General features: G+C 62.7%; 19 protein-coding genes. 5 read left to right on the top strand and 14 right to left on the bottom strand.

Translation table 11 applies throughout. The annotated features are described in order from the left end of the window. Nucleotides 1-163: 163 nt before the first annotated feature. Complete coding sequence (locus tag V3H56_RS02835; protein WP_042732626.1) at nt 164-1,654, bottom strand: aldehyde dehydrogenase family protein; 1,491 nt, start codon at nt 1,652-1,654, stop codon at nt 164-166. 166 nt (nt 1,655-1,820) lie between these two features. On the opposite strand from V3H56_RS02835, the gene gcvA reads away from it, so the two are divergent. The 3 genes from gcvA (at nt 1,821) to nadE (ending at nt 4,921) form a co-directional block, all read left to right on the top strand. Further along, nucleotides 1,821-2,729, top strand: a complete 909-nt coding sequence (gene gcvA, locus V3H56_RS02830) for a LysR family transcriptional regulator (protein WP_042732627.1) — start codon at nt 1,821-1,823, stop codon at nt 2,727-2,729. 133 nt (nt 2,730-2,862) lie between these two features. Next, nucleotides 2,863-4,089, top strand: coding sequence for a nicotinate phosphoribosyltransferase (gene pncB, locus V3H56_RS02825; RefSeq protein ID WP_042731285.1), 1,227 nt, complete (start codon nt 2,863-2,865; stop codon nt 4,087-4,089). A 4-nt stretch (nt 4,090-4,093) separates the two neighbouring features. Continuing rightward, nucleotides 4,094-4,921, top strand: a complete 828-nt coding sequence (gene nadE, locus V3H56_RS02820; RefSeq protein ID WP_042731286.1) for an ammonia-dependent NAD(+) synthetase — start codon at nt 4,094-4,096, stop codon at nt 4,919-4,921. 230 nt (nt 4,922-5,151) lie between these two features. On the opposite strand, the gene azu is transcribed toward nadE, so the two are convergent. Next, a complete protein-coding gene (azu, locus tag V3H56_RS02815; RefSeq protein ID WP_053148327.1) occupies nt 5,152-5,598 on the bottom strand; it encodes an azurin in 447 nt (148 codons plus the stop codon). Between the two features lie 350 nt (nt 5,599-5,948). On the opposite strand from azu, the gene V3H56_RS02810 reads away from it, so the two are divergent. Both V3H56_RS02810 and V3H56_RS02805 read left to right on the top strand, forming a co-directional pair. Next, nucleotides 5,949-6,536 carry a TIGR00730 family Rossman fold protein gene (locus V3H56_RS02810; RefSeq protein WP_042731288.1) on the top strand — a complete coding sequence of 196 codons (588 nt, stop codon included), beginning with the start codon at nt 5,949-5,951 and terminating at the stop codon, nt 6,534-6,536. A 67-nt stretch (nt 6,537-6,603) separates the two neighbouring features. Continuing rightward, complete coding sequence (locus tag V3H56_RS02805; protein ID WP_042731289.1) at nt 6,604-6,786, top strand: hypothetical protein; 183 nt, start codon at nt 6,604-6,606, stop codon at nt 6,784-6,786. 53 nt (nt 6,787-6,839) lie between these two features. Here the strand turns inward: V3H56_RS02805 and V3H56_RS02800 are convergent, their stop codons facing one another. From V3H56_RS02800 to rpsF, 12 genes are all read right to left on the bottom strand, one after another. Beyond that, nucleotides 6,840-7,217 (bottom strand): NUDIX domain-containing protein, encoded by a 378-nt coding sequence (locus V3H56_RS02800; protein WP_042731290.1) that lies wholly within the window; start codon nt 7,215-7,217, stop codon nt 6,840-6,842. A gap of 130 nt (nt 7,218-7,347) precedes the next feature. Further along, entirely contained in the window at nt 7,348-8,241 is an 894-nt protein-coding gene (locus tag V3H56_RS02795; RefSeq protein WP_338474194.1) for a transglutaminase family protein, read from the bottom strand. Beyond that, nucleotides 8,241-10,727, bottom strand: a complete 2,487-nt coding sequence (locus tag V3H56_RS02790; protein ID WP_042731292.1) for a circularly permuted type 2 ATP-grasp protein — start codon at nt 10,725-10,727, stop codon at nt 8,241-8,243. The genes V3H56_RS02795 and V3H56_RS02790 overlap by 1 nt, the downstream gene beginning before the upstream one ends. 224 nt (nt 10,728-10,951) lie before the next feature. Next, nucleotides 10,952-14,245 carry a transglutaminase family protein gene (locus tag V3H56_RS02785; protein WP_338474193.1) on the bottom strand — a complete coding sequence of 1,098 codons (3,294 nt, stop codon included), beginning with the start codon at nt 14,243-14,245 and terminating at the stop codon, nt 10,952-10,954. Nucleotides 14,246-14,412: 167 nt separating this feature from the next. Beyond that, on the bottom strand, nt 14,413-14,874 hold the full coding sequence (locus tag V3H56_RS02780; protein WP_338474192.1) for a hypothetical protein: 462 nt from the start codon (nt 14,872-14,874) through the stop codon (nt 14,413-14,415). After that, on the bottom strand, nt 14,871-15,800 hold the full coding sequence (locus V3H56_RS02775; RefSeq protein WP_047736051.1) for a hypothetical protein: 930 nt from the start codon (nt 15,798-15,800) through the stop codon (nt 14,871-14,873). Before V3H56_RS02775 ends, V3H56_RS02780 begins: the two co-directional genes overlap by 4 nt. 202 nt (nt 15,801-16,002) lie before the next feature. Then, the gene (locus V3H56_RS02770; protein WP_338474191.1) at nt 16,003-18,303 is read right to left on the bottom strand and encodes a YgiQ family radical SAM protein; all 2,301 of its coding nucleotides are present in this window, start codon (nt 18,301-18,303) and stop codon (nt 16,003-16,005) included. Between the two features lie 232 nt (nt 18,304-18,535). Beyond that, a complete protein-coding gene (gene dnaB / locus V3H56_RS02765) occupies nt 18,536-19,933 on the bottom strand; it encodes a replicative DNA helicase (RefSeq protein ID WP_042729524.1) in 1,398 nt (465 codons plus the stop codon). Between the two features lie 117 nt (nt 19,934-20,050). After that, nucleotides 20,051-20,497 (bottom strand): 50S ribosomal protein L9, encoded by a 447-nt coding sequence (gene rplI, locus V3H56_RS02760; RefSeq protein WP_003186385.1) that lies wholly within the window; start codon nt 20,495-20,497, stop codon nt 20,051-20,053. A gap of 18 nt (nt 20,498-20,515) precedes the next feature. Further along, nucleotides 20,516-21,406, bottom strand: a complete 891-nt coding sequence (locus V3H56_RS02755; protein WP_053148346.1) for a hypothetical protein — start codon at nt 21,404-21,406, stop codon at nt 20,516-20,518. A 37-nt stretch (nt 21,407-21,443) separates the two neighbouring features. Beyond that, nucleotides 21,444-21,674, bottom strand: a complete 231-nt coding sequence (gene rpsR / locus V3H56_RS02750; RefSeq protein ID WP_002551829.1) for a 30S ribosomal protein S18 — start codon at nt 21,672-21,674, stop codon at nt 21,444-21,446. Nucleotides 21,675-21,702: 28 nt separating this feature from the next. After that, complete coding sequence (gene rpsF, locus V3H56_RS02745; protein WP_003186395.1) at nt 21,703-22,131, bottom strand: 30S ribosomal protein S6; 429 nt, start codon at nt 22,129-22,131, stop codon at nt 21,703-21,705. Nucleotides 22,132-22,408 lie beyond the last annotated feature (277 nt).

Below are 22,408 nucleotides of genomic sequence, written 5' to 3'. Positions count from 1 at the left end.
CCAGACTCCGAAAAACCCAACCATCACACTATTCAGCGTGGGAGCGAGCTTGCTCGCGATAGCGGCGGCACATTCAACGACTATGTGACTGACACACCGCTATCGCGAGCAAGCTCGCTCCCACAAAGGATCTCCACGAATTGAAAATCCGCCCCTAACAACCTCAGTCGAAGGTAATCCCTTGGGCCAACGGCAGCGCCAGCGAGTAGTTCACGGTATTAGTCTGGCGGCGCATGTAGCCGCGCCAGGCGTCGGAACCGGATTCGCGACCGCCGCCGGTTTCTTTCTCGCCACCGAAGGCGCCGCCGATTTCCGCGCCACTCGGGCCGATGTTGACGTTGGCGATGCCACAGTCGCTGCCCACCGCCGACATGAACTGTTCGGCTTCACGCACGTCAGTGGTGAAGATGCAGGACGACAGGCCCTGGGGCACGGCGTTGTTCAGGTGCAGGGCCTCGGCGAAGTCCTTGTAGCCGACCACGTACAGGATCGGCGCGAAGGTTTCGTGGCGCACGACGTCGCTCTGCTCCGGCATCTCGACGATGGCGGGCGACACGTAATAGGCATTCGGAAACTGGTCTTCGAGCTGGCGCTTGCCGCCGAACACCCGCCCGCCTTCGCTCAGGGCCTGCTCCAGCGCATCCTGCATGTTGTCGAAGCTGTGCTGGTCGATCAGCGGCCCGACCAGGTTGCCTTCCAGCGGATGGCCGATGCGCACTTTCGAATAGGCGGCCTTGAGGCGGGTGACGATTTCATCCTTCACCGACTCGTGGGCGATCAACCGGCGCAACGTGGTGCAACGCTGGCCGGCGGTGCCGACGGCGCTGAACAGGATCGCGCGCACGGCCATGTCCAGGTCGGCGCTCGGCGCGAGGATCATGGCGTTGTTGCCGCCCAGTTCGAGGATGCTGCGGGCAAAGCGCGCGGCGACTTTCGGCGCGACTTCGCGGCCCATGCGGGTGCTGCCGGTGGCACTGATCAACGCCACGCGTGGATCGTCCACCAACGCTTCACCGGCGTCGCGGCCGCCGATGATCACCTGGCTCAGGTACGGCGGCGCATCGCTGAAGTTCTTCAGCACGCGCTCGAACAGCGCCTGGCAGGCCAGGGCGGTGAGCGGGGTCTTTTCCGAAGGTTTCCAGATCACCGCGTTACCGCACACCAGGGCCAGGGTGGTGTTCCAGGCCCAGACCGCCACCGGGAAGTTGAACGCGCTGATGACCCCGACCACGCCCAGCGGGTGCCAGGATTCACGCATGTGGTGGCCCGGGCGCTCGGAGGCGATGGTCAGGCCGTACAACTGGCGGGACAGGCCGACGGCGAAGTCGCAGATGTCGATCATCTCTTGCACTTCACCCAGGCCTTCCTGGGTGATCTTGCCGGCTTCCCACGACACCAGTTCGCCAAGGTCGGCCTTGTACTGGCGCAACAGGTCGCCGAATTGACGCACCAGTTCGCCACGGCGCGGCGCCGGCACCTGGCGCCACAGGTCAAAGGCATGCTCGGCACGGCTGACCTGCTGCTCGACTTCAGCGGCACCTTCCCAGTTCACGGCGCCGATGCGGCTGCCGTCGATAGGTGAATGCACCGGCTGGGTGCCGTTCTGGTACAGGGCCGAGTCGACACCGAGACGATCAAGCAATGCAGCAACCATGGAAAATTCCTCACGCAAAAGACAATAGGCGGCAACCGGACGAAGACGGCTGATCAGGACTGTAGTTGTAGCTGGCGCGAGACTTGGCAACAAACGACCATTAAGCGAGATATCATTCCGTTTATTCATGCTGCCCAGGCAGAGCGACCGGAAACAAGGCCTCACCATGCTCAACAAACGCTATTTGCCATCGATCACGGCGCTGCAATGCTTCGAAGCGGTGACGCGGCACTTGAGTTTCACCCGCGCCGCCGAAGAACTGCACCTGACCCAGAGCGCCGTCAGCAAGCAGGTCGCGCAACTGGAAGAACTGTTGCAACACTTGCTGTTCCGGCGCGTTCGCCGCCGCCTGCAACTCACGCCGGCCGGCGAGTTGTACCTGGGTGAAGTGCGAAAAATCCTCACGCAGGTGGAGATGTCCACCCATTACCTGCGTTCCTACGGCGGCGACACTGAAGTCCTGCGGGTTTCCACGCCTCCGACCTTCGGTGCTCGCTGGCTGGTCCCGCGCCTGAAGGGCTGGCGGCTGCGCCATCCGACGATTCATCTGGACCTGTGCAGCGAACAGGAAGCCGACGACCTGCTGCAAGGACGCAGCGACCTGGCCTTTTATTTCGGCCAGGGCTCACGACCCGGTTCCGAATCCCTGAAACTGTTCAGCGAAGAACTGGTACCGGTCTGCGCCCCCGGCAGCCTGCCCGAAAGGCCCTTCAGCGACCCGACCCAACTGGCCGACCTGGTCCTGCTGCAGAACGCCTCCCGCCCACAGGCCTGGCACGACTGGTTCGACAGCCAGGGCTACCACACCGAACACAGCTACCACGGGCCACGCTTCGAAACCTTCTACATGTGCATCCGCGCCGCCCAGGTCGGCTGCGGTGTGGCACTGCTGCCGCGCTTTCTGGTGGAAGAAGAACTGGCCGACGGCAAACTGGTCATCCCCTGGCAACACGCGATGCCCAGCACCAGCGCCTATTACCTGGCCTACCCCGAGCACTCGGCGGAGGTGCCCAAGGTGAAGTCGTTTGTGGAATGGATGCTTGAACAGATCGGCAACCCGGATCTGCCACATTAACTGCATCCCTCGCCACAAAGATCTGCGGGACTAAAAAACACTGGCAATACCCATCCAGGTTATGCGCCACTAACCTTTTCAACAAACCGCTGCACCCCGCTGCCCGACGCAGCGACCTGCCTGGAGACCCGCCATGAGCGAGAGTGTATTTGCCGATCGTATCGTGCAGAACCTGCTCGACACCGACTTCTACAAACTGACGATGATGCAGGCGGTGCTGCACAACTACCCCAACGTTGAAGTCGAATGGGAGTTTCGTTGCCGCAACAGCGAAGACTTGCGCCCCTACCTGGCGGAGATCCGCTTCCAGATCGAGCGCCTGGCCGAGTTGAGCCTGAGCGCCGATCAATTGGGGTTCCTGGAACGCATCAGCTTTCTCAAGCCGGACTTCCTGCGCTTCCTGGGCCTGTTTCGCTTTAACCTGCGGTACGTGCACACCGGCATCGACAACGGCGAGCTGTTCATCCGCCTGCGGGGGCCGTGGCTGCACGTGATCCTGTTCGAAGTACCGTTGCTGGCCATCGTCAGCGAAGTGCGCAACCGCTATCGCTACCGGGAAATAGTCCTGGAACAGGCGCGGGAGCAGCTGTACCGCAAGTTCGACTGGCTGACCGCCAATGCCAGCGCCGACGAGTTGTCCGAACTGCAGGTCGCGGACTTCGGCACCCGGCGACGCTTTTCCTACCGCGTCCAGGAAGAAGTGGTGAACGTGCTCAAGCATGATTTCCCCGGACGTTTCGTCGGCACCAGCAACGTGCACCTGTCCCGGGAGCTGGACATGAAACCCTTGGGTACCATGGCCCACGAATGGATCATGGCGCACCAGCAACTGGGCCCGCGGCTGATCGACAGCCAGATCGCCGCCCTCGACTGCTGGGTGCGCGAGTACCGGGGCCTGCTGGGGATCGCGCTGACCGATTGCATCACCATGGACGCATTCCTGGCGGATTTCGACCTGTTCTTCGCCAAGCTGTTCGACGGCCTGCGCCATGACTCCGGCGACCCGGTGATCTGGGCCGAAAAGGCCATCGCCCACTACCACAAACTGGGCATCGACCCGATGAGCAAGACCCTGGTGTTCTCCGACAGCCTGAACCTGCCCAAATGCCTGGAGATTTTCCGCGCATTGCGTGGTCGCATTAATGTCAGCTTCGGTATTGGCACCAACCTGACCTGCGACATTGCAGGTGTAGAGCCAATGAGCATCGTACTTAAAATGATCAGTTGTGACGGGCAACCCGTGGCCAAGATTTCCGACGAGCCCGGCAAGACCCACTGCAAGGACCCCAATTTCGTCGCCTACATGCGACATGTTTTCCAAGTACCTGCCGACCTTATCGACCCCTCTAGCAAGGAGTGAATTCATGCAAGCCGTACAGCGTGAGATTGCTGAACAACTCAACGTCCAGCCACCGTTCGCCGATGACGCGGCCCTCAAGGCTGAAATCGCACGGCGGGTGGGCTTCATCCAGGATTGCCTGGTCAATTCCGGGCTCAAGTCCCTCGTGCTGGGCATCAGCGGCGGAGTCGATTCGCTGACCGCCGGATTGCTGGCCCAACGGGCGGTGCGTGAACTGCGGGAGAAAACCGGCAACCCGGCCTACAAGTTCATCGCCGTGCGCCTGCCCTACGAAACCCAGTTCGACGAGCACGAAGCACAAGCCTGCGTGGACTTCATCGAACCGGACGAACGCCACACCGTCAACATCGGCCCGGCGGTCAAGGCGCTGGCCAAAGAGGTGCTGGCCTTCGAAGGCAAGGCACCGGGCTCGCGGGATTTCGTGCTGGGCAATACCAAGGCGCGGATGCGCATGGTGGCGCAGTACACCATCGCCGGTGCCGAACATGGCCTGGTGATCGGCACCGACCACGCGGCCGAAGCCGTGATGGGGTTCTTCACCAAGTTCGGTGACGGCGCCTGCGACCTGGCCCCGCTGAGCGGCCTGGTGAAAAACCAGGTCCGGGCCATCGCCCGTGACTTCGGCGCGCCGGAATCGCTGGTGGAGAAAGTCCCCACGGCCGACCTCGAGGACCTCTCCCCCGGCAAACCCGACGAAGCCGCCCACGGCGTGACTTACGGCGAGATCGACGCCTTCCTGCATGGCAAGACCATCCGCGAAGACGCCGCCCGGATCATCTGCGAAACCTACCGCAAGACCGAGCACAAACGGGTCCTGCCGTACGCGCCATGATTGCGTGAAAGCGAGCCTGCTCGTGACAGCGGGCGGTCAGCCAACCACCCGGTGCTGGCGCCGCCGTCTTCGCGAGCGAGCTCGCTCCCACATGGAAGCTGCGGCGTGCACAGCATTTGTGTTCACTGCCAATCCCTTGTGGGAGCGGGCTTGCCCGCGAAGGCGGTGTATCTGTGGCATTTATGTTGAATGTCCGGCCGCCTTCGCGAGCAAGCCCGCTCCCACAGAAATTATTTCAGGGTAACAGTACCTTTCATCATCGAAATGTGGCCCGGGAACGAGCAGAAAAAGCCGTATTTTTCAGCGGCATCGAGCTTCGAAACGTCGAAGGTCACCGAGTCCTTCTCATTGGCACCAATCACCTTGGTATGGGCAATGACGCGGTCGTCAGCGTCTTTCAGGTAGTTCTTGTCGATGCCAGCCGCCAGGCCGTCGGTCGCGATCGGCTGCATGTCGGCTTCTTTGCTCAGGACCCAGTTATGGCCCATGACGTTTTTCGGCAGGTTGCCGGAATGAGTCAGCTCAACGGTGAAGGTCTTGCAGCTTTTGTCGATTTCGATGGCCTTGGTGCTGAAGGACATCTGGTCGGTGGAATCGATCGTGGTCTTGCACTCCGCTGCCATCAGTTGGCTGCTGGCCAGCGTCAACAGGGATACTGCAACAAGTTTGGCAAACATCGTGAATCTCCAAGGCATGGTTAGAAAATTCCTTCAAAGGGGAAGACTGCCTTAATTTCAGACAAGTTCCTATGACCTGAATCAAACATTGTATACAACTTAAGGCTATCAGCCTGATGGACACAATCAACCAGCCAGACGCACGAGCCCACCCTATGATCGGCTCCATCAACCCCTGGAGCGTCCACCATGAACCTCAACAGCCTGTTGTGCAGCTTGCTCGCCGCCTACGCCTGCGGCGCCAGTGGCACCTACGAAAAACCCCAGCGCGAAGGCTAAGACCTTCAGTGCCTTTGCACACCCGTGACGAGGCTTTACTCTGCAACGGTCATCGACCCATGGAGTAAAGCATGTCCATTGCATCTGTTTGTGTATTTTGCGGCGCCAGCACCGGCAGCCATCTCGCCTACCGTGAAGCGGCGCAGGCCCTGGGAAAGGCGTTGGCCGAGCGCAAGCTGACACTGGTCTATGGCGGCGGTGCCGTCGGCCTGATGGGCATCGTTGCCGACGCGGCCCTGGCGGCCGGCGGTGAAGTCATTGGCATCATTCCCCAAAGCCTGAAGGACAAGGAGATCGGCCACGCCGGCCTGACCCGCCTGGAGGTGGTGGACGGCATGCATGCCCGCAAGGCGCGCATGGCCGAACTCAGCGATGCCTTCATCGCCCTGCCCGGCGGCCTCGGCACGCTGGAAGAGTTGTTCGAGGTCTGGACCTGGGGCCAGCTCGGCTATCACGGCAAACCGCTGGGCCTGCTGGAAGTGAACGGGTTCTACAGCAAACTGACCGGTTTCCTCGACCACATCGTCGGCGAAGGCTTCGTCCGGGCGCCGCATCGTGACATGCTGCAAGTGAGCGAATCGGCCCATGACCTGCTCGACGCGCTGGACGAATGGCAACCCTCGGTGCAGCCGAAGTGGGCCGAACAAAAACCCCGCTAACGGCTCGGCCCCGATACAGGGCAGAATACGCGCCGCTCTACCTCCCTTCGACCCCAGAGGAACGCCCATGGCCAAACCCAATTATTCCTTCGCCAAACGTCAGAGAGACCTGGCCAAGGAGCAGAAGAAAGAGGAAAAGCTGCAGCGCAAGAAAGCCTCGGCTGAAGAAGCGGCACTGAGCCACGACGCCGAAAGCGACATGACCACCGACGAAGGTGACGCACCGAAAGACCCGGCGTCTGACGCCTGATCCCTCCTGGCCCGCCGGTCCTGTGTCCTGGGTCGGCAGCCCCGCTGCCGGCCTTACGAACCCAATGCCCGGCCAATCGACTGGCGATAGCCCTGCGGCAGGTTGGCCGGCAACCGGCTCGGCTCGAACAGACCAATCTCCTTGTGTTCATGGCTGATCGTCGGCACGAAACCACCCTGTAGCTGGCAGCGATAGGTGGCGATGAACACGTGCTTGCCGGGAATCACCTCGAACAGGTACGTGTCCAGCGGCTCACCCACGCTCACATCGACCGCCAACTCCTCGGCGATCTCCCGCGCCAGGCATTGCGGCGCCGTCTCGCCCAGCTCGATCCGCCCACCGGGCAATTCCCACTCGTCTCGCTCATTGAGCATCAGCACGACCAGGCCTTCGGGGGATTGCAGGACGCCTTTGATGGAAACCGGGAACATGACGCTTTCCTCGCGATTGAATACCTTGCCTGTGGGAGCGGGCTTGCCCGCGAAGGCGGTGTGCCAGCGACCTCGTCATCGACTGACAACCCGCTTGCGCGAGCAAGCCCACTCCCACACAGTGATCGTCCTATGACTCAACCGGCATCACCGTCACCCGCACCTCGGGATCGTGGTTGCCGCCGCCCAGGATCACCCCGCGCAACGGCGACACATCGGAAAAGTCGCGGCCCCAGGCCAAGGTGATGTGCTCCAGGGCCGGCTGCACATTGTTGGTCGGATCAAAATCCACCCAGCCCAGCACCGGGCAATACACCGACACCCAGGCGTGAGACGCGTCGGCGCCGATCAGGCGGGGCTGGCCGGGTGGCGGCTGGGTCAGCAGGTAGCCACTGACGTAACGCGCCGCCAGCCCGCGTGAGCGCAGACTGGCCAGCATCAGGTGGGCAAAGTCCTGGCACACGCCCCGCCGCCGTTCCAGCACCTCCACCAACGGCGTCGCCACCTGGGTCGCTTCGGCGTCGAAGGTGAATTCCTGGAAAATCTTTTCCATCAACGCCCGGACCCCGAGCATCAACGGCCGGCCCGGCGGGAAACAGCTTGCGGAAAACTCGACGAAACTGCGCTTGAGGTGCACATAGGGCGACTCGAAGCGGTAACGGCACGCCTCCAGCACCGGGGCCGCGAGCGGCCGGCCACTGTAGCTCAGGGCCTGGCAGGTCGACTCCCAGGCCGGGGACATATTGAAATCCAGCTCAGGACGGGCCAGCACTTCGACGCTCAACCGTGCGTTGACCTGCAGTTCGTCGTGCGGCCGCTCGAAGGCCAGCCGGGTCAATGGGTTGCCGAACACGTCCTGCTCATCGCGGCGGGTGGTCGGTTCCGGGCTGATCAACAACTGCTGCTCGGTACAACGTTGCCACTCACACGGCCGTGGCCACAGGTGCGCGAGCTGCTGGGCCAGGGAAACCGGACTGTCGTAGTGGTAATGGGTGTCGTGGAAAATCTGGTAATGGGCGCTCATCAGACGGACACCGTGCGCTGGCTGACATCATCGACATGGGCAAAGTGACGCAAGGCCAGGCGATCGGACACCTGACCGCTGACATCGGCCACTTCCTGGAGCAGGTCGGCCAACCCGTCGAGCGCCGCGCGCAGGCTGGTTTCGCCGAACAACGGGTTTTCCAGGCAACGCAAATCGAAGCGTGAAAGGCGCGTCACCAGGTCCGGCAAGGCAACGTCACGGGGCGCGCCGAAGTCATCGTTGAGACGCTTGAGGGTGCGGGCCACCAGTTTCAACTGAAAGAGCACCGCATGGGGGTTCTGCTCGTCCAGCAACAGCAGGTCGAGCACCGGGATCAGTTGCGCCACCGCCAAATAGCGCGAGCGGTAGGTGATGCTGCTGTTACCCAACTCCAGCAACCATTCCAGCCCGGCCTGATCGAACACGGCCTCGCCCCGCAGGAATGCCGCCAGGCTGCTGCTGAGAAATTGCAGGCGCTCCAGACGCCGGCCGATCATCAGGAAGCGCCAGCCCTCGTCGCGGGTCATGTCGTCCAGGGCAAAACCGGACAACGCCGCCAGGGACATCACCAGCCGGTTGAGGAAGTCCAGCAGTTCGCCGAAATCCGGCTCGGCGGTGTCCAGTTCCATGGCCTCGCGCTGCAGCTCAACCAGCGCCTGCCAGTTCTCCCGCGACAACTTCCCACGCACCTGGGACGCCGCCCACTGCAAGCGCTGCAGGTTGGAGCGCAGGCTGAACGACCAGTCCTCGCCCAGCAGGGCCGCCAGCAGCCGCTCGGGCAATTGGCCCTCGTCGGGCAGCAACATCAGGCTTTCGCCCAGGGCCACCGCCGACTGCAAGGCCTGCGGATCATCGCCGTCGACGTAGCGCGCGAGCATGATCCGCAACAGCCGCGCGCTGTCGTCGCAGCGCTCGCAGTAGCGGCCGAACCAGAACAGGTTTTCCACCACCCGCGACGGCAGGTACGGGTCACGGCGAACCAGGTCGTGGACGCCTACGGTCCGCTGGGCGGCCCACTGCTCGCCGCCCGGTGCCTGCTCCGCCAGCACCCAGGTGTCCTTGCTGGCGCCACCGCGCTGCATCGACACCACCTCGGCGTCGGCCTCGGCGGCCACGCGCGTCAGGCCACCGGACAGCACCCGATAATCATCCTTCCCGGCCACCGCATACACGCGCATGCCAATGGCCCGGGGCTGGATCTGCCCGTCCTCGGCCTGCCAGACCGGAGCCTGGGACAGTTGCGCCAGCTCCTGGGCGACGTACGCGTAGGGACGCGCCTGCATGCGCGCCGCCAGTTGGCTACGCTGCTGTTCGCTCAGGTCGCGGCCGAACACCGGGTTGAAGCTCTGCGAGGGGAACGCCGGCTTGATCAGCAGTTCAGGCAACTTCTCCAAGGCCTGGGCCAGCACCGGTGGCTCACCGCACCACCAGGTGGCGATCGACGGCAGCAACAACGCTTCGCCGAACAGGTACTGGTTGATTTGCGGCAAAAAGCCCAACAACCCTGGCGACTCCAGCACGCCGCTGCCCAAGGCATTGGCCACCAGCACCCGGCCTTGGCGCACCGCCTCCAGCAACCCCGGCACGCCCAAGGCCGAATCGGTGCGCAGTTCCAGCGGGTCACAGAAATCATCGTCGAGCCGACGCATGATGGCGTGGACCCGGCGCAGGCCGCTGAGGGTCTTGAGGTAGACCGTGGCGTCCCGGACGGTCAGGTCGCTGCCTTCCACCAGCGGATAACCCAGCTGGCGCGCCAGGTACAGGTGTTCGAAATAGCTTTCGTTGAACCGCCCCGGCGTCAGCAGCACCACCAACGGCGCCTCGCCATCGCTGGGCGCCTGGCGTGCCAGGGTTTCCTGCAGGGTCCGGAAGAAGCCGGACAGGTGCCGCACCTTGAGGTCACGGTACAACTCAGGAAACGCGCGGGAAACGATCATGCGGTTTTCCAGCGCATACCCGGCCCCCGACGGCGCCTGGGTCCGATCCGCCGTGACCCACCAGCGGCCATCGGGTGTGCGCGCCAGGTCTACCGCGTACAGGTGCAGGAAGTTGGCGCCCGGCTGGGCAATGCCCTGGCAGGGCCAGAGGAAATTGTTGTGCCCGAACACCAGTTCCGCCGGCAACAGGCCCTCGCTGATCAGCCGCTGTGGCCCGTACAGATCCGCCAGCACGGCGTTGAGCAGGCGGCCGCGCTGGGCGATGCCGGCCGACAGGTGCTTCCACTCCTGGGCATCGATGACGTGCGGCAGCAGGTCCAGTTCCCACGGCCGATCCGCACCCTTGGGGTCCGCGTAGACGTTGTAGGTCACGCCGTTTTCCTGGATCTGCCGCGCCAGCAGGGCCTGGCGCTGGATCAACTGGGCCGGCGTGCTGCGTTGCAATTGGTCGAGCAGCCGTCGCCAGTGCGGGCGCACCGCACCGCTGTCGTCCAGCAATTCGTGATAGGTGCCCGTCGTCAGCGGGTAACGGTCAAGCAGGTCAGGCATGGAAAGCTCGGCAGACGGCAATGAAGGATCAGACTAGCGCAAGCAGATGACGCGCGGATAGATGTGTGTTGCCTTGGGCCTGGCAACCTATTTCAGCCTTGAACCATCGTGGCGAGGGAGCTTGCTCCCGCTTGACCGGGCTGGCGCACCCGTGCGAAGCGCTCACAAAAAGGAGCTGCTTCGCAGCCAGCGGGAGCAAGCTCCCTCGCCACAGGAGATGTGCGTTACATTTTCGGGGCCCCATGGAAACGCCGCAGATCAAGCGTGAGCGGAAATTCGTCATCCACGGCCAGGCTCGGTATCGGAATTTTCCCGGGCGTGTGCCCGAGCCGGAAAAAGCGCGCCATCCGCCGGCTCTCAGCTTCGTTGGCATTGACCGGCAGGCTCTCGTAGTTGCGCCCGCCAGGATGCGCCACGTGATACTGGCAGCCGCCCAGGGAACGCTGCGTCCAGGTGTCGAGCACATCGAAGACCAGCGGCGCCTGCACCGGAATGGTCGGTTGCAGGCAGTTGGCCGGTTGCCAGGCGCGAAAACGCACCCCGGCGACGAACTCGCCGACCCGACCGGTGGGGTGCAGCGGCACCGGCACGCCGTTGCAGGTCAACACATAACGTTGCGGTGCCAGGCCATTGAGCTTGACCTCCAAGCGCTCCAGGGAGGAATCCACATAACGCACAGTGCCGCCCGCCGCGCCCTCCTCCCCGAGCACATGCCAGGGTTCGAGGGCCTGGCGCAACTGCAACTCGATGCCATTGACCGCGTAATCGCCAACCTTGGGGAAACGGAACTCCAGGTGAGCGGCGAACCACTCGGCGCGCAACGGGTAGCCGGCAGCGTTCAGCTCATTGATGACGTCGGCAAAATCCTGCTCGATGAAGTGCGGCAACAGGAATCGGTCATGCAGTTCGGTGCCCCAGCGCGCCAATTTCGCCGGCGCATAGGGCTCGCGCCAGAACCGCGCCACCAATGCCCGCAGCAACAGTTGCTGGACCAGGCTCATGCGGGCGTGAGGCGGCATCTCGAAAGCGCGCAGTTCCAGCAGGCCGAGACGGCCGGTGGCACCGTCCGGGGAATAGAGCTTGTCGATGCAGAATTCGGCGCGGTGGGTATTGCCAGTCACGTCGATCAACAGGTTGCGCAACAACCGGTCAACCAGCCAGGGCGAGCATTCCTCCCCAGGCTGGGGCATCTGCGCAAAAGCGATTTCCAACTCGTACAACGCGTCGTTGCGCGCCTCGTCCACCCGCGGCGCCTGGGACGTCGGGCCGATGAACAATCCGGAAAACAAGTAGGACAACGACGGGTGGTTATGCCAGTAGCTGATCAGGCTGCGCAGCAGATCAGGACGCCGTAGGAAAGGTGAGTCAGCCGGTGTCGCACCGCCCAGTACGAAATGGTTACCGCCACCAGTGCCGGTGTGCCGGCCGTCGATCATGAATTTCTCGGTGGTCAGGCGGGTCTGTCGCGCTTGCTCATAGAGGAACTCGGTGCGCTCGACCAACTCGTCCCAGGTGGCCGAGGGTTGCACGTTGACCTCGATCACGCCCGGGTCGGGGGTGATGCGCAAATTGCCCAGGCGCGGGTCGCTCGGCGGCTCATAGCCTTCCAGCAGCACCGGGCAGTGCAGTGCCTGCGCCGTCGCCTCGATGGCGCTGACCAGCTCCAGATAATCCTCGGCCCGCTCCAGCGGTGGCATGAACAGGTACAGCCGGCCGTCGCGGGCCTCGGCACAGAGGGCGGTGCGGGTCAGCCAATCGGCCGAGACATCGACCGGCGGCGCACGATCCGGTTCGACGGCCGCTTCGCCGTGCTGCGCCAACCGTTCGGTGTCGGGCAACTCAGGAAAATCCTGGTTCGGATCGGTGGGGTGGATAAACGGGAACTCAGCCGCCTTGACCCAGGGCTGCGACGCCAACGGCAGGCGATAGCCCAGGGGCGAATCCCCCGGCACCAGCCGGCAGTGCTCATCCCGCAGGTACCAGCGGCCGCTTTGCCATTGATCGCCCTTGGCGGTACGGGCCAACGGCAGAACCTGACCGATCACCTTGTCCAGGCCCTGGCTGAAGACCTTGCGCAGCCGCGCACGCTCCAAAGGGTCTTCCAAGCGTGGGTCCTGAGCCGTGACATTCGAAGGCAGCGCGCCTTCGCGCCACAGGTAATAGAAATTGTCTTCGTAGGCCGGGAACACGAATCGCGCGGGAATGTTCAGGCGCTCGGCGACGCGGGTCAGGAAGCGCCCCGCCAGCTCACCGTCAGCCTGGTAGTCCTGCTGCTCGTCGGCGATCAGTGCGCTGTTGTGCCAGATCGGCACACCGTCACGGCGCCAATAGCAATTGAGCGACCAGCGCGGCAGTTGTTCGCCGGGGTACCACTTGCCCTGGCCGAAATGCACCAGGCCCTTGGGGGCATAGTGGTCGCGCATCCGAGCGAACAGCTCGGCAGACAGCCTGCGCTTGTCCGGCCCGAGCGCCGCGGTGTTCCACTCGGCGCCATCCGGGTCGTCGATGGACACGAACGTTGGCTCGCCGCCCATGGTCAGGCGCACATCGCCCTCCAGCAGATCCACGTCAATCTGCCGGCCCAGGGCCTGGATCGCCAGCCATTGCGCGTCGGTGTACGGCTTGGTCACCCGCGGCGCTTCCCAGACGCGCTCGACCGACATGGTGTGGCTGAACGCGCACTCGCACGGTTCCACCAGGCCACTGATCGGTGCCGCCGAGGACGGATCGGGGCTGCACGCCAGCGGGATATGCCCTTCGCCAGCGAACAACCCCGACGTCGCATCCAGGCCGATCCAGCCCGCGCCCGGCAGGTAGACCTCGCACCAGGCATGCAGGTCGGTGAAGTCCACCTCGGTCCCGGACGGGCCGTCGAGGCTTTTCACATCGGCCGTCAACTGGATCAGGTAACCGGACACGAACCGCGCCGCCAGGCCGAGGTTGCGCAACAGTTGCACCAGCAACCAGGCCGAGTCGCGGCAAGAACCGGAGGCCTGCTCCAGGGTGTGCTCCGGAGTCTGGACGCCGGGCTCCATGCGGATCAGGTAGTTGATGTCTTCGCTCAGGCGCTGGTTGAGCGCCACCAGGAAATCCACCGCCGGCAGCGGCGTGCGGTCGATGCCCTCCAGGTAAGCCTGCAACCGCGGCGTCAGCGGCAGGGTTTCCAGGTACGGGGCCAGCTCCTTGCGCTCATCGGCGGCGTAGCTGAAGGGGATCTTCTCGGCATAAGGCTCGAGGAAAAAGTCGAAGGGGTTGAACACCGCCATTTCCGCCAGCAGGTCGACCTCGATCCGCAGCTCCTCGGTTTTCTCGGGAAACACCAGCCGCGCCAGGTAATTGCCCTGGGGGTCCTGCTGCCAGTTGATGAAGTGCTGGTCGGGCGAGACCTTCAGCGCATAGGAAAGAATCCGCGTACGGCTATGGGGCGCCGGGCGCAGGCGAACGATCTGCGGCCCGAGCTCGACGGCGCGGTCGTAGCGGTAATGCGTGACGTGGTGCAAAGCAACATGGATCGACACGGCGTGTCTCCTGCGAGCCTGGGCGTTATCGAAAGCGGCGCAAGACTTATGCCATGCAGGCAGGCCGGACACTTTCTTCGTCTACTCAAGGCAGTAGAGCACTAAAACCGAACGTTGCCCGCTTTCTCGCGCAAAGGGCCGCACATAAATGTGGCGAGGACGTGGGCTCAGCGGCGGGAGCGCGGGCCCTTGGCGGCCTGGATGATCAACTCGCGCTGGCGGCGAATCTCCACCAGCTTGCGGCGCATTTCCCGGTGGCGCTGGCTGTTGAGCAACAACAACCCCAGTAGAGGCAGTAGCACGGCGAACAGGTAGACGCCTTGGTGCGGCCGGTAGGCAAACATCGGCAGCACGGCGGCCAGGCACGCCAGGAAATACCCCGCGACCCCCCAGACGGCCCAGGCCCGCCCACGTACGATCAGGAGATTGGCCCCCACCAGGACGAGCACCAGGGCCAATGTCCCGAACCCGACATAGTCAGCCCTGGTGGAGGGTTCCAAGGCCCGCCAGTAGGTCGTCCCGGCCAGCGAGAGCAGCATCGACCCGCAAAAGCAGCCCAGCAAAAGGGTGCCCATGAACACCGGGAAGTAGAGGGCCAGGAAGCCCTTCAGCGATCCGCCGCCGATCATTCGGTGAACTCCTCGTACAAGCCGACAGCCACGGTTTTCACATGGCCGTCGCTGGTGTAACTCCCGATGACACCCAAGGCCCCCCCCAAGGCGTCCTTGATCTGGGTCAGCGTCGCGTGTCTGATTTCGGCGGACGAATAACGTTTGGGCAGGGCCCCGGCCCGCTGCTGCAACTTGAGCAGCTTGGCGGTCAGGCTCGGGTCCTTGAGCGTCAGCAACTCCTTGGTCAATTTGCTGCGTTCCTGCCGGCTCAACCCCTTGAGCAACTGGTACCAGCTCTTTCCGGTAGCGGCTGCCTTGTTGGCCTTGAGCAGGCGAACCGTGGTCAGGGCCGAGCCACCCACGCCCACCAGGGACACCGCATCCAGGATCGGCGAGACGATGTTGTACCAGTCGGCGTCGTTCATCTCATCATTGCCGGTGGGGTTGTTCAGTTCGTTGGCGACCCGCGCGCCGCCAATCACACATTGAGCGGTACTCGCCGTCGCGGCAGCTACGCCCAGGGCCACCACCCAGGCACTGGCTCCAGCGGTAAAGGGTACGGCGACGCTGCCACTGAACACCACCACCCAACCGATGACGGCGGCGACGCAGGACAAGCCGGCATTGGTCGCCTCCACCCCAAGCTTCGACTCCCGCGGGCTGCTTTTCACCTGGTCGATGAACTGCTGCGGGGCGATGTACTTCTTGGCCTCGCGCAAAATCACACGCTTGGGCGCGATGCTGCAGATCGGCTTGAACTCGCGCAGGGTCACCACGTTGTACTCAGAGTCGATATACACCACCCCTGCGCCGGCGATATTGGGGTCCGCATCGATGGCCGCGAACAGGCGCGGCAGGTTGACCTGGGCTTCGATGCGTTGACGGGCCATGTACTGGGAGAACGTGAAGTCCATACCAATGGCGGGGGTTGAGGGGCTGCTCATGGGAATCATCCTTGAGGATCGGAGGGGGAGCGCTTTATCGACACAGCCTCTGTGCAAGATCGGCACAGACCTTGTGGCGCGGCGCATCACCCGGCTTCATGGCCCGGAACAGGGGCGGCGGCCACGATAGCAAATGGGCAGCACAGCCGCTAGAAAGCAAAACGCCAGCACTTAGGCTGGCGTTTGCGGTGCAACGTGGCAATCAGCGTGGCACGACCGGCTTGCGTGCCGGCTTCGGCCCCTTGCCCTTGGCCGCGTCCTTGCGCTCCTTGGCGGCCTGCTGGTTGCGGGCGAACGCGGCGGCCTTGGCTTGCTCGCGCTTGTCCCACGAGTTGCCGCCGTCGCTGGCGCGCGGTGGCAGGCCGGTGTGCTGGGTCAGGATCCGGGTGGTGTCCTTGCCCACCTTGTGGCTGCCGGCCGGCGTCGAGTTCTTGCGACGGGCGCTCTGGTAGCTGTCGGTGGCCGGCTGGTGCAGCGGGATCAACTGATGCTTGCCCGGCCCGATCAGGTCGGCCCGGCCCATGCGTGTCAGCGCTTCGCGCAGCATCGGCCAGCCCTTGGGGTCGTGGTAGCGCAGGAACGCCTTGTGCAAACGGCGCTGCTCTTCGCTCTTGACGATGGTCACCCCGTCACTCTTGTAGGTGACCTTGCGCAGCGGGTTCTTGCCCGAGTGATACATGGCCGTGGCGGTGGCCATCGGCGACGGGTAGAACGCCTGCACCTGGTCGGCCCGGAAGCCGTTGCCCTTGAGCCACAGCGCCAGGTTCATCATGTCTTCGTCGGTGGTGCCCGGGTGGGCGGCGATGAAGTACGGAATCAGGTACTGCTCTTTCCCGGCTTCCTTGGTGTACTTCTCGAACATCCGCTTGAACCGGTCATAGGTGCCGATGCCCGGCTTCATCATCTGGTTGAGCGGCCCTTCCTCGGTGTGCTCCGGGGCGATCTTCAGGTAACCGCCGACGTGGTGGGTCACCAGCTCCTTGACGTACTCCGGCGACTCGACCGCCAGGTCGTAGCGCAGGCCGGAAGCGATCAGGATCTTCTTCACCCCAGGCAATGCCCGCGCGCTGCGGTACAGCTGGATCAGCGAGGAATGGTCGGTGTTCAGGTTCGGGCAGATGCCGGGGAACACGCAAGAAGGCTTGCGGCACGCGGATTCGATCTCCGGGCTCTTGCAAGCAATGCGGTACATGTTCGCGGTCGGCCCGCCGAGGTCGGAAATCACCCCGGTAAAGCCCGGGACCTTGTCGCGGATCTCTTCGATCTCGCGAATGATCGACTCCTCGGAACGGTTCTGGATGATCCGGCCTTCGTGCTCGGTGATCGAGCAGAACGTGCAGCCGCCGAAGCAGCCGCGCATGATGTTCACCGAGAACCGGATCATCTCGTAGGCCGGAATTTTTTCCTTGCCGTAGGCCGGGTGCGGGACACGTGCGTAGGGCATACCGAACACGTAGTCCATTTCCTCGGTGGTCATCGGAATGGGCGGCGGGTTGAACCAGACATCGACGTCGCCGTGCTTCTGCACCAGGGCGCGGGCATTGCCCGGGTTGGTTTCCAGGTGAAGCACGCGGTTGGCGTGGGCATAGAGCACCGCGTCGTTGCGCACCTTCTCCACCGAAGGCAGGCGGATCACGGTCTTGTCGCGGGTCATCTTCGGACTGGCCAGGATCTGTACGACCTTGGCTTCGCTGGGGTCCTCAACCGGCTCCTTCTCCTGCTCGATGGCGCAGGCCGCAGTGTCCTGGGTGTTCACGTACGGGTTGATGATCTTGTCGATCTTGCCCGGACGGTCGATGCGCGTGGAATCGACTTCGTACCAGTCTTTGGGCGTGTCACGGCGAATGAACGCAGTGCCGCGCACATCGGTGATGTCTTCGATCTTGTGGCCATAGGACAGGCGCTGGGCGACCTCGACGATGGCCCGCTCGGCGTTGCCGTAGAGCAGGATGTCGGCGCTGGCGTCGATCAGGATCGAGTTGCGCACCCGGTCCTGCCAGTAATCGTAATGAGCAATGCGTCGCAGGGACGCTTCGATGCCGCCGAGCACGATGGGCACATGCTTGTAGGCTTCCTTGCAGCGCTGGCTGTAGACCAGGCTCGCACGGTCCGGACGCTTGCCCGCCAGGCCGCCGGGGGTATAGGCGTCATCGGAACGGATCTTCTTGTCGGCGGTGTAGCGGTTGATCATCGAGTCCATGTTGCCGGCCGCGACGCCGAAGAACAGGTTGGGCTCGCCGAGCTTCATAAAGTCGTCTTTGGACTGCCAGTTCGGCTGGGCAATGATCCCCACGCGAAAGCCCTGGGCTTCCAGCAAACGACCAATGATCGCCATGCCGAACGACGGGTGGTCGACGTAGGCATCACCGGTCACGATGATGATGTCGCACGAATCCCAGCCGAGCTGATCCATCTCCTCCCTGCTCATGGGCAGGAATGGCGCCGGGCCGAAACATTCGGCCCAGTACTTGGGATAGTCAAATAACGGCTTGGCTGCTTGCATGTCGATGACCGGTATAAAAGGTGAAAAATCGCGGGGGCGAAATATAGCACAAAAAATGATCAAGTCCGACGGCTATGGTCGGAAATGGTCGGGCTTATCGCAAAACCAATGTGGGAGCGGGCTTGCTCGCGAAAGCGGACGGACATTCAGCATCAATGTCTCCTGAGCCACCGCTTTCGCGAGCAAGCCCGCTCCCACAAGGAGTATTGCAGCCCTTCAAAAAAAGAAGGTCTTACTCATCATCGTCGAAGTTATAGCTACCCGGCGCCAGGTTCTCGAACCGGGTGTATTTACCGATGAACGCCAGGCGGATGAAGCCGATCGGGCCGTTCCGCTGCTTGCCGATGATGATCTCGGCGATGCCCTTGTGCTCCGTCTCGGGGTGATACACCTCGTCCCGGTACACGAACATGATGACGTCGGCGTCCTGCTCGATCGCTCCGGATTCCCGCAAGTCGGAGTTCACCGGGCGCTTGTTGGGACGCTGTTCCAGGGAGCGGTTCAACTGGGAGAGCGCCACCACCGGGCAGTTGAACTCCTTGGCCAGGGCCTTGAGGGAGCGGGAGATCTCGGAAATCTCGTTGGTCCGGTTGTCGCCGCTGGAGCCGGGAATCTGCATCAATTGCAGGTAGTCGATCATGATCAGCGCAATGTCACCGTGCTCGCGTACCAGGCGACGGGTCCGGGCGCGCATTTCCGACGGGCTGATGCCGGCGGTGTCGTCGATGAACAGCTTGCGGTCATTGAGCAGGTTGACCGCCGACGTCAGGCGCGGCCAGTCGTCATCTTCCAGTTGGCCGGAACGGACCTTGGTCTGGTCGATGCGCCCCAGGGACGACAGCATACGCATGATCAGCGATTCGCCTGGCATCTCGAGGGAATACACCAGCACCGCCTTGTCGCTGCGCAACACGGCGTTTTCCACCAGGTTCATCGCGAAGGTGGTCTTACCCATGGACGGACGGCCGGCGACGATGATCAGGTCGGACGGCTGCAAGCCGCTGGTCTTCTCGTCGAGGTCGGTGTAGCCGGTGGACAGCCCGGTGATGGCGTTGTCGGTGTTGAACAGGGTATCGATCCGGTCGATGGCCTTGGTCAGCAAGTCGTTGACGCTGACCGGACCGCCGGTCTTTGGCCGCGCCTCGGCGATCTGGAAGATCTGCCGTTCGGCTTCATCGAGGATCTCTTCGGCGGTACGCCCTTCCGGGTTGAAGGCGCTGTCGGCGATCTCGTTGCTGATGCCGATCAGTTGGCGCAGGGTCGCGCGCTGGCGGACGATCTGCGCATAGGCCTTGATGTTGGCGACAGACGGCGTGTTTTTCGCCAGTTCGCCGAGGTAACCGAGGCCGCCCACCTGGGACGTCTGCCCTTCCTTGTCCAGTTGTTCGGCCAGGGTCACGACGTCGATCGGCATGTTCTGATCGGCCAGCTTGGCGATCGCCCGGAAAATCAGGCGGTGGTCATGCCGGTAGAAATCGCCGTCGGAGACTTGATCGAGCACGCGTTCCCAGGCGTTGTTGTCCAGCATCAAGCCACCGAGCACGGCCTGTTCGGCCTCGATGGAGTGCGGCGGCACCTTCAGGGCAGCGGTTTGCAGATCGTATTGCTCGGGAGCGGTGATTTCGTTCATGGCCACGTCTGGTTATGAAATTCAGCAATTACAGAAAGACAAAGGGCACGACCTGTAAACAGGATCGTGCCCGATGTTACCGGCAAGCACCCGAGGGTGCCAGCCGACAGGTGTTGCTTAGGCTGCTACCACGACAACGCGTACGGTGGCTTCAACTTCGGCGTGCAGGTGCACGGCGACGTCGAATTCACCTACGTTGCGGATGGTGCCGTTCGGCAGACGAACTTCGCTTTTCGCGACTTCAACGCCGGAGGCGGTCAGTGCGTCAGCGATGTCGTGAGTACCGATCGAACCGAACAGCTTGCCTTCGTCGCCAGCGGTGGCAGTGATGGTCACTTCCAGCTCGGCCAGTTGGGCAGCACGGCTTTCAGCCGATGCCTTACGGTCTGCGGCGGCTTTTTCCAGCTCAGCGCGACGCTCTTCGAACGCAGCCAGGTTGGCAGCGGTCGCAGCGGTGGCTTTGCCGAAAGGCAGCAGGTAGTTACGACCGTAGCCGGCCTTAACGTTTACTTTGTCGCCCAGGTTGCCCAGGTTGGCGATTTTTTCCAGAAGGATCAGTTGCATGTGAAAATCCTCTAACTTTTAACCTTCACCGTTCGCGTTGTCGGCGTCTTTCGACGCCATCCGACCGCGAAAATCAATCAGGCTGTCAACGATGGCCAGGACCACGAGCAACGGACCGAGCAAGTGCATGAAAGGAAACAACGTCACGTACATCCCCACCAGCCAGAAACTGGCCAGTCGTTTCTGCGCCACCAGCCCATGAACCAGGGCCAGACCGGCGAAGATCAGCGGCACACTGCACAACGGCAACAGGATCAGTGCATGCAGCCCGAAGAACGGAGCCACACACATGACGGCCAGCAGTGACAGCGCCACGCCTTTGGGGAATCGGACGGCGCGAAACTCGCGACCGAAACCACCGGGGTTGTACAACGAAGCTTGCCAATAGCGCCCAAGCATCAGGCACAGCACGCTAAAGATCTGCAACGAAGACGCTATCGAAATGATCATCAGCGGAGCAGTCATGGCGGTGACAAACGCCTTCTGGTCTGCCGAGAATGTCTCGTAGACCCCACCCATCGCCAGCGGCAACACGTCCTTGAACGTCTGCGCCAGCGATTCGATGATGGAACTGAACACAGTCCCCAGGCTCACCGCACACAACAACCCCACGGCCACGCTGCACAGCAGCACGCGGTTCCAGGTATGCCCGGCGCGCAAAATCAACGCCAGGCTGCAAGCCCCGATCAACACCAGGAGCGTTGTCGGGTCCTTCAGGAAATGCCAGCTCACCAACGCCGACAACAACCCGATACCCAGGACGCTCAAGGCGTCCGAACCGCGCCGCAGGAGCACAAGGCATCCGGCGGCGGCACTCAACCAGAACAACAGCGGCAATGCCGCGGATCCGGCCACGACCAGCGTGGCCTGCACACGTCCCCGCATGATGAAGTCAGCTAAGGCGCGCATGCATTCAATCCCTTACTACTCGTCGACGAACCTGGTCTCAGCGGCCGTGGCTGTCGGTGTAGGCCAGCAGGGCCAGGAAGCGGGCGCGCTTGATAGCGGTGGCCAGCTGACGCTGATAACGAGCTTTGGTACCGGTGATACGGCTTGGAACGATTTTGCCGGTCTCGGATACGTAGGCTTTCAGGGTGTTGAGATCTTTGTAGTCGATCTCTTTCACGTCTTCAGCGGTGAAGCGGCAGAATTTACGACGACGGAAGAAACGTGCCATGTGATTGGCTCCTTAAAAGGTCCGTGGATTACTCGTCAGCGTTATCGCTGTTGTCGCTGTCGCTATCGCTGTCATCGCCATCGGCGCTGTCAGAGTGCTCAGGACGGTCGCGACGCTCACGGCGCTCACTGCGGTTTTCTTCAGCCTTGAGCATCTCGGATTGGCCGGTAACGGCTTCTTCGCGACGGATGACCAGGTTACGGATCACTGCATCGTTGTAGCGGAAGTTGTCTTCCAGCTCGGCCAGGGCCTTGCCGGTGCACTCAACGTTCAGCATCACGTAGTGAGCCTTGTGAACATTGTTGATTGCGTAGGCCAGTTGACGACGGCCCCAGTCTTCCAGACGGTGGATTTTGCCGCCGTCTTCTTCGATCAGCTTGGTGTAACGCTCAACCATGCCGCCGACTTGCTCGCTTTGATCCGGGTGGACCAAAAAGATGATTTCGTAATGACGCATGAATGCTCCTTACGGGTTGTAGCCTGCCGCTCAAAAACGGTCAGACAAGGAGTGAATGACACTTATGGACTTGTGGACGCTAGACACATAAGTGCCTGCCATCACAGCAAGGGGCGCAATTGTAGAGAAGGGTCGAGGGCGGCGCAAGGCAATTGGTGATTATTTGAACAACACCGCAAAACCAATGTGGGAGCGGGCTTGCTCGCGAAGCGGTGTCGCTGACACATCACTGTCGACTGTCAGACCGCATTCGCGAGCAAGCCCGCTCCCACATTCA

The organism is Pseudomonas sp. MS646 (assembly GCF_036693845.1).
GTDB classification, from domain to species: Bacteria; Pseudomonadota; Gammaproteobacteria; order Pseudomonadales; family Pseudomonadaceae; genus Aquipseudomonas; species Aquipseudomonas chlororaphis_E.
This window is presented reverse-complemented; position numbering and strand designations above follow the sequence as displayed.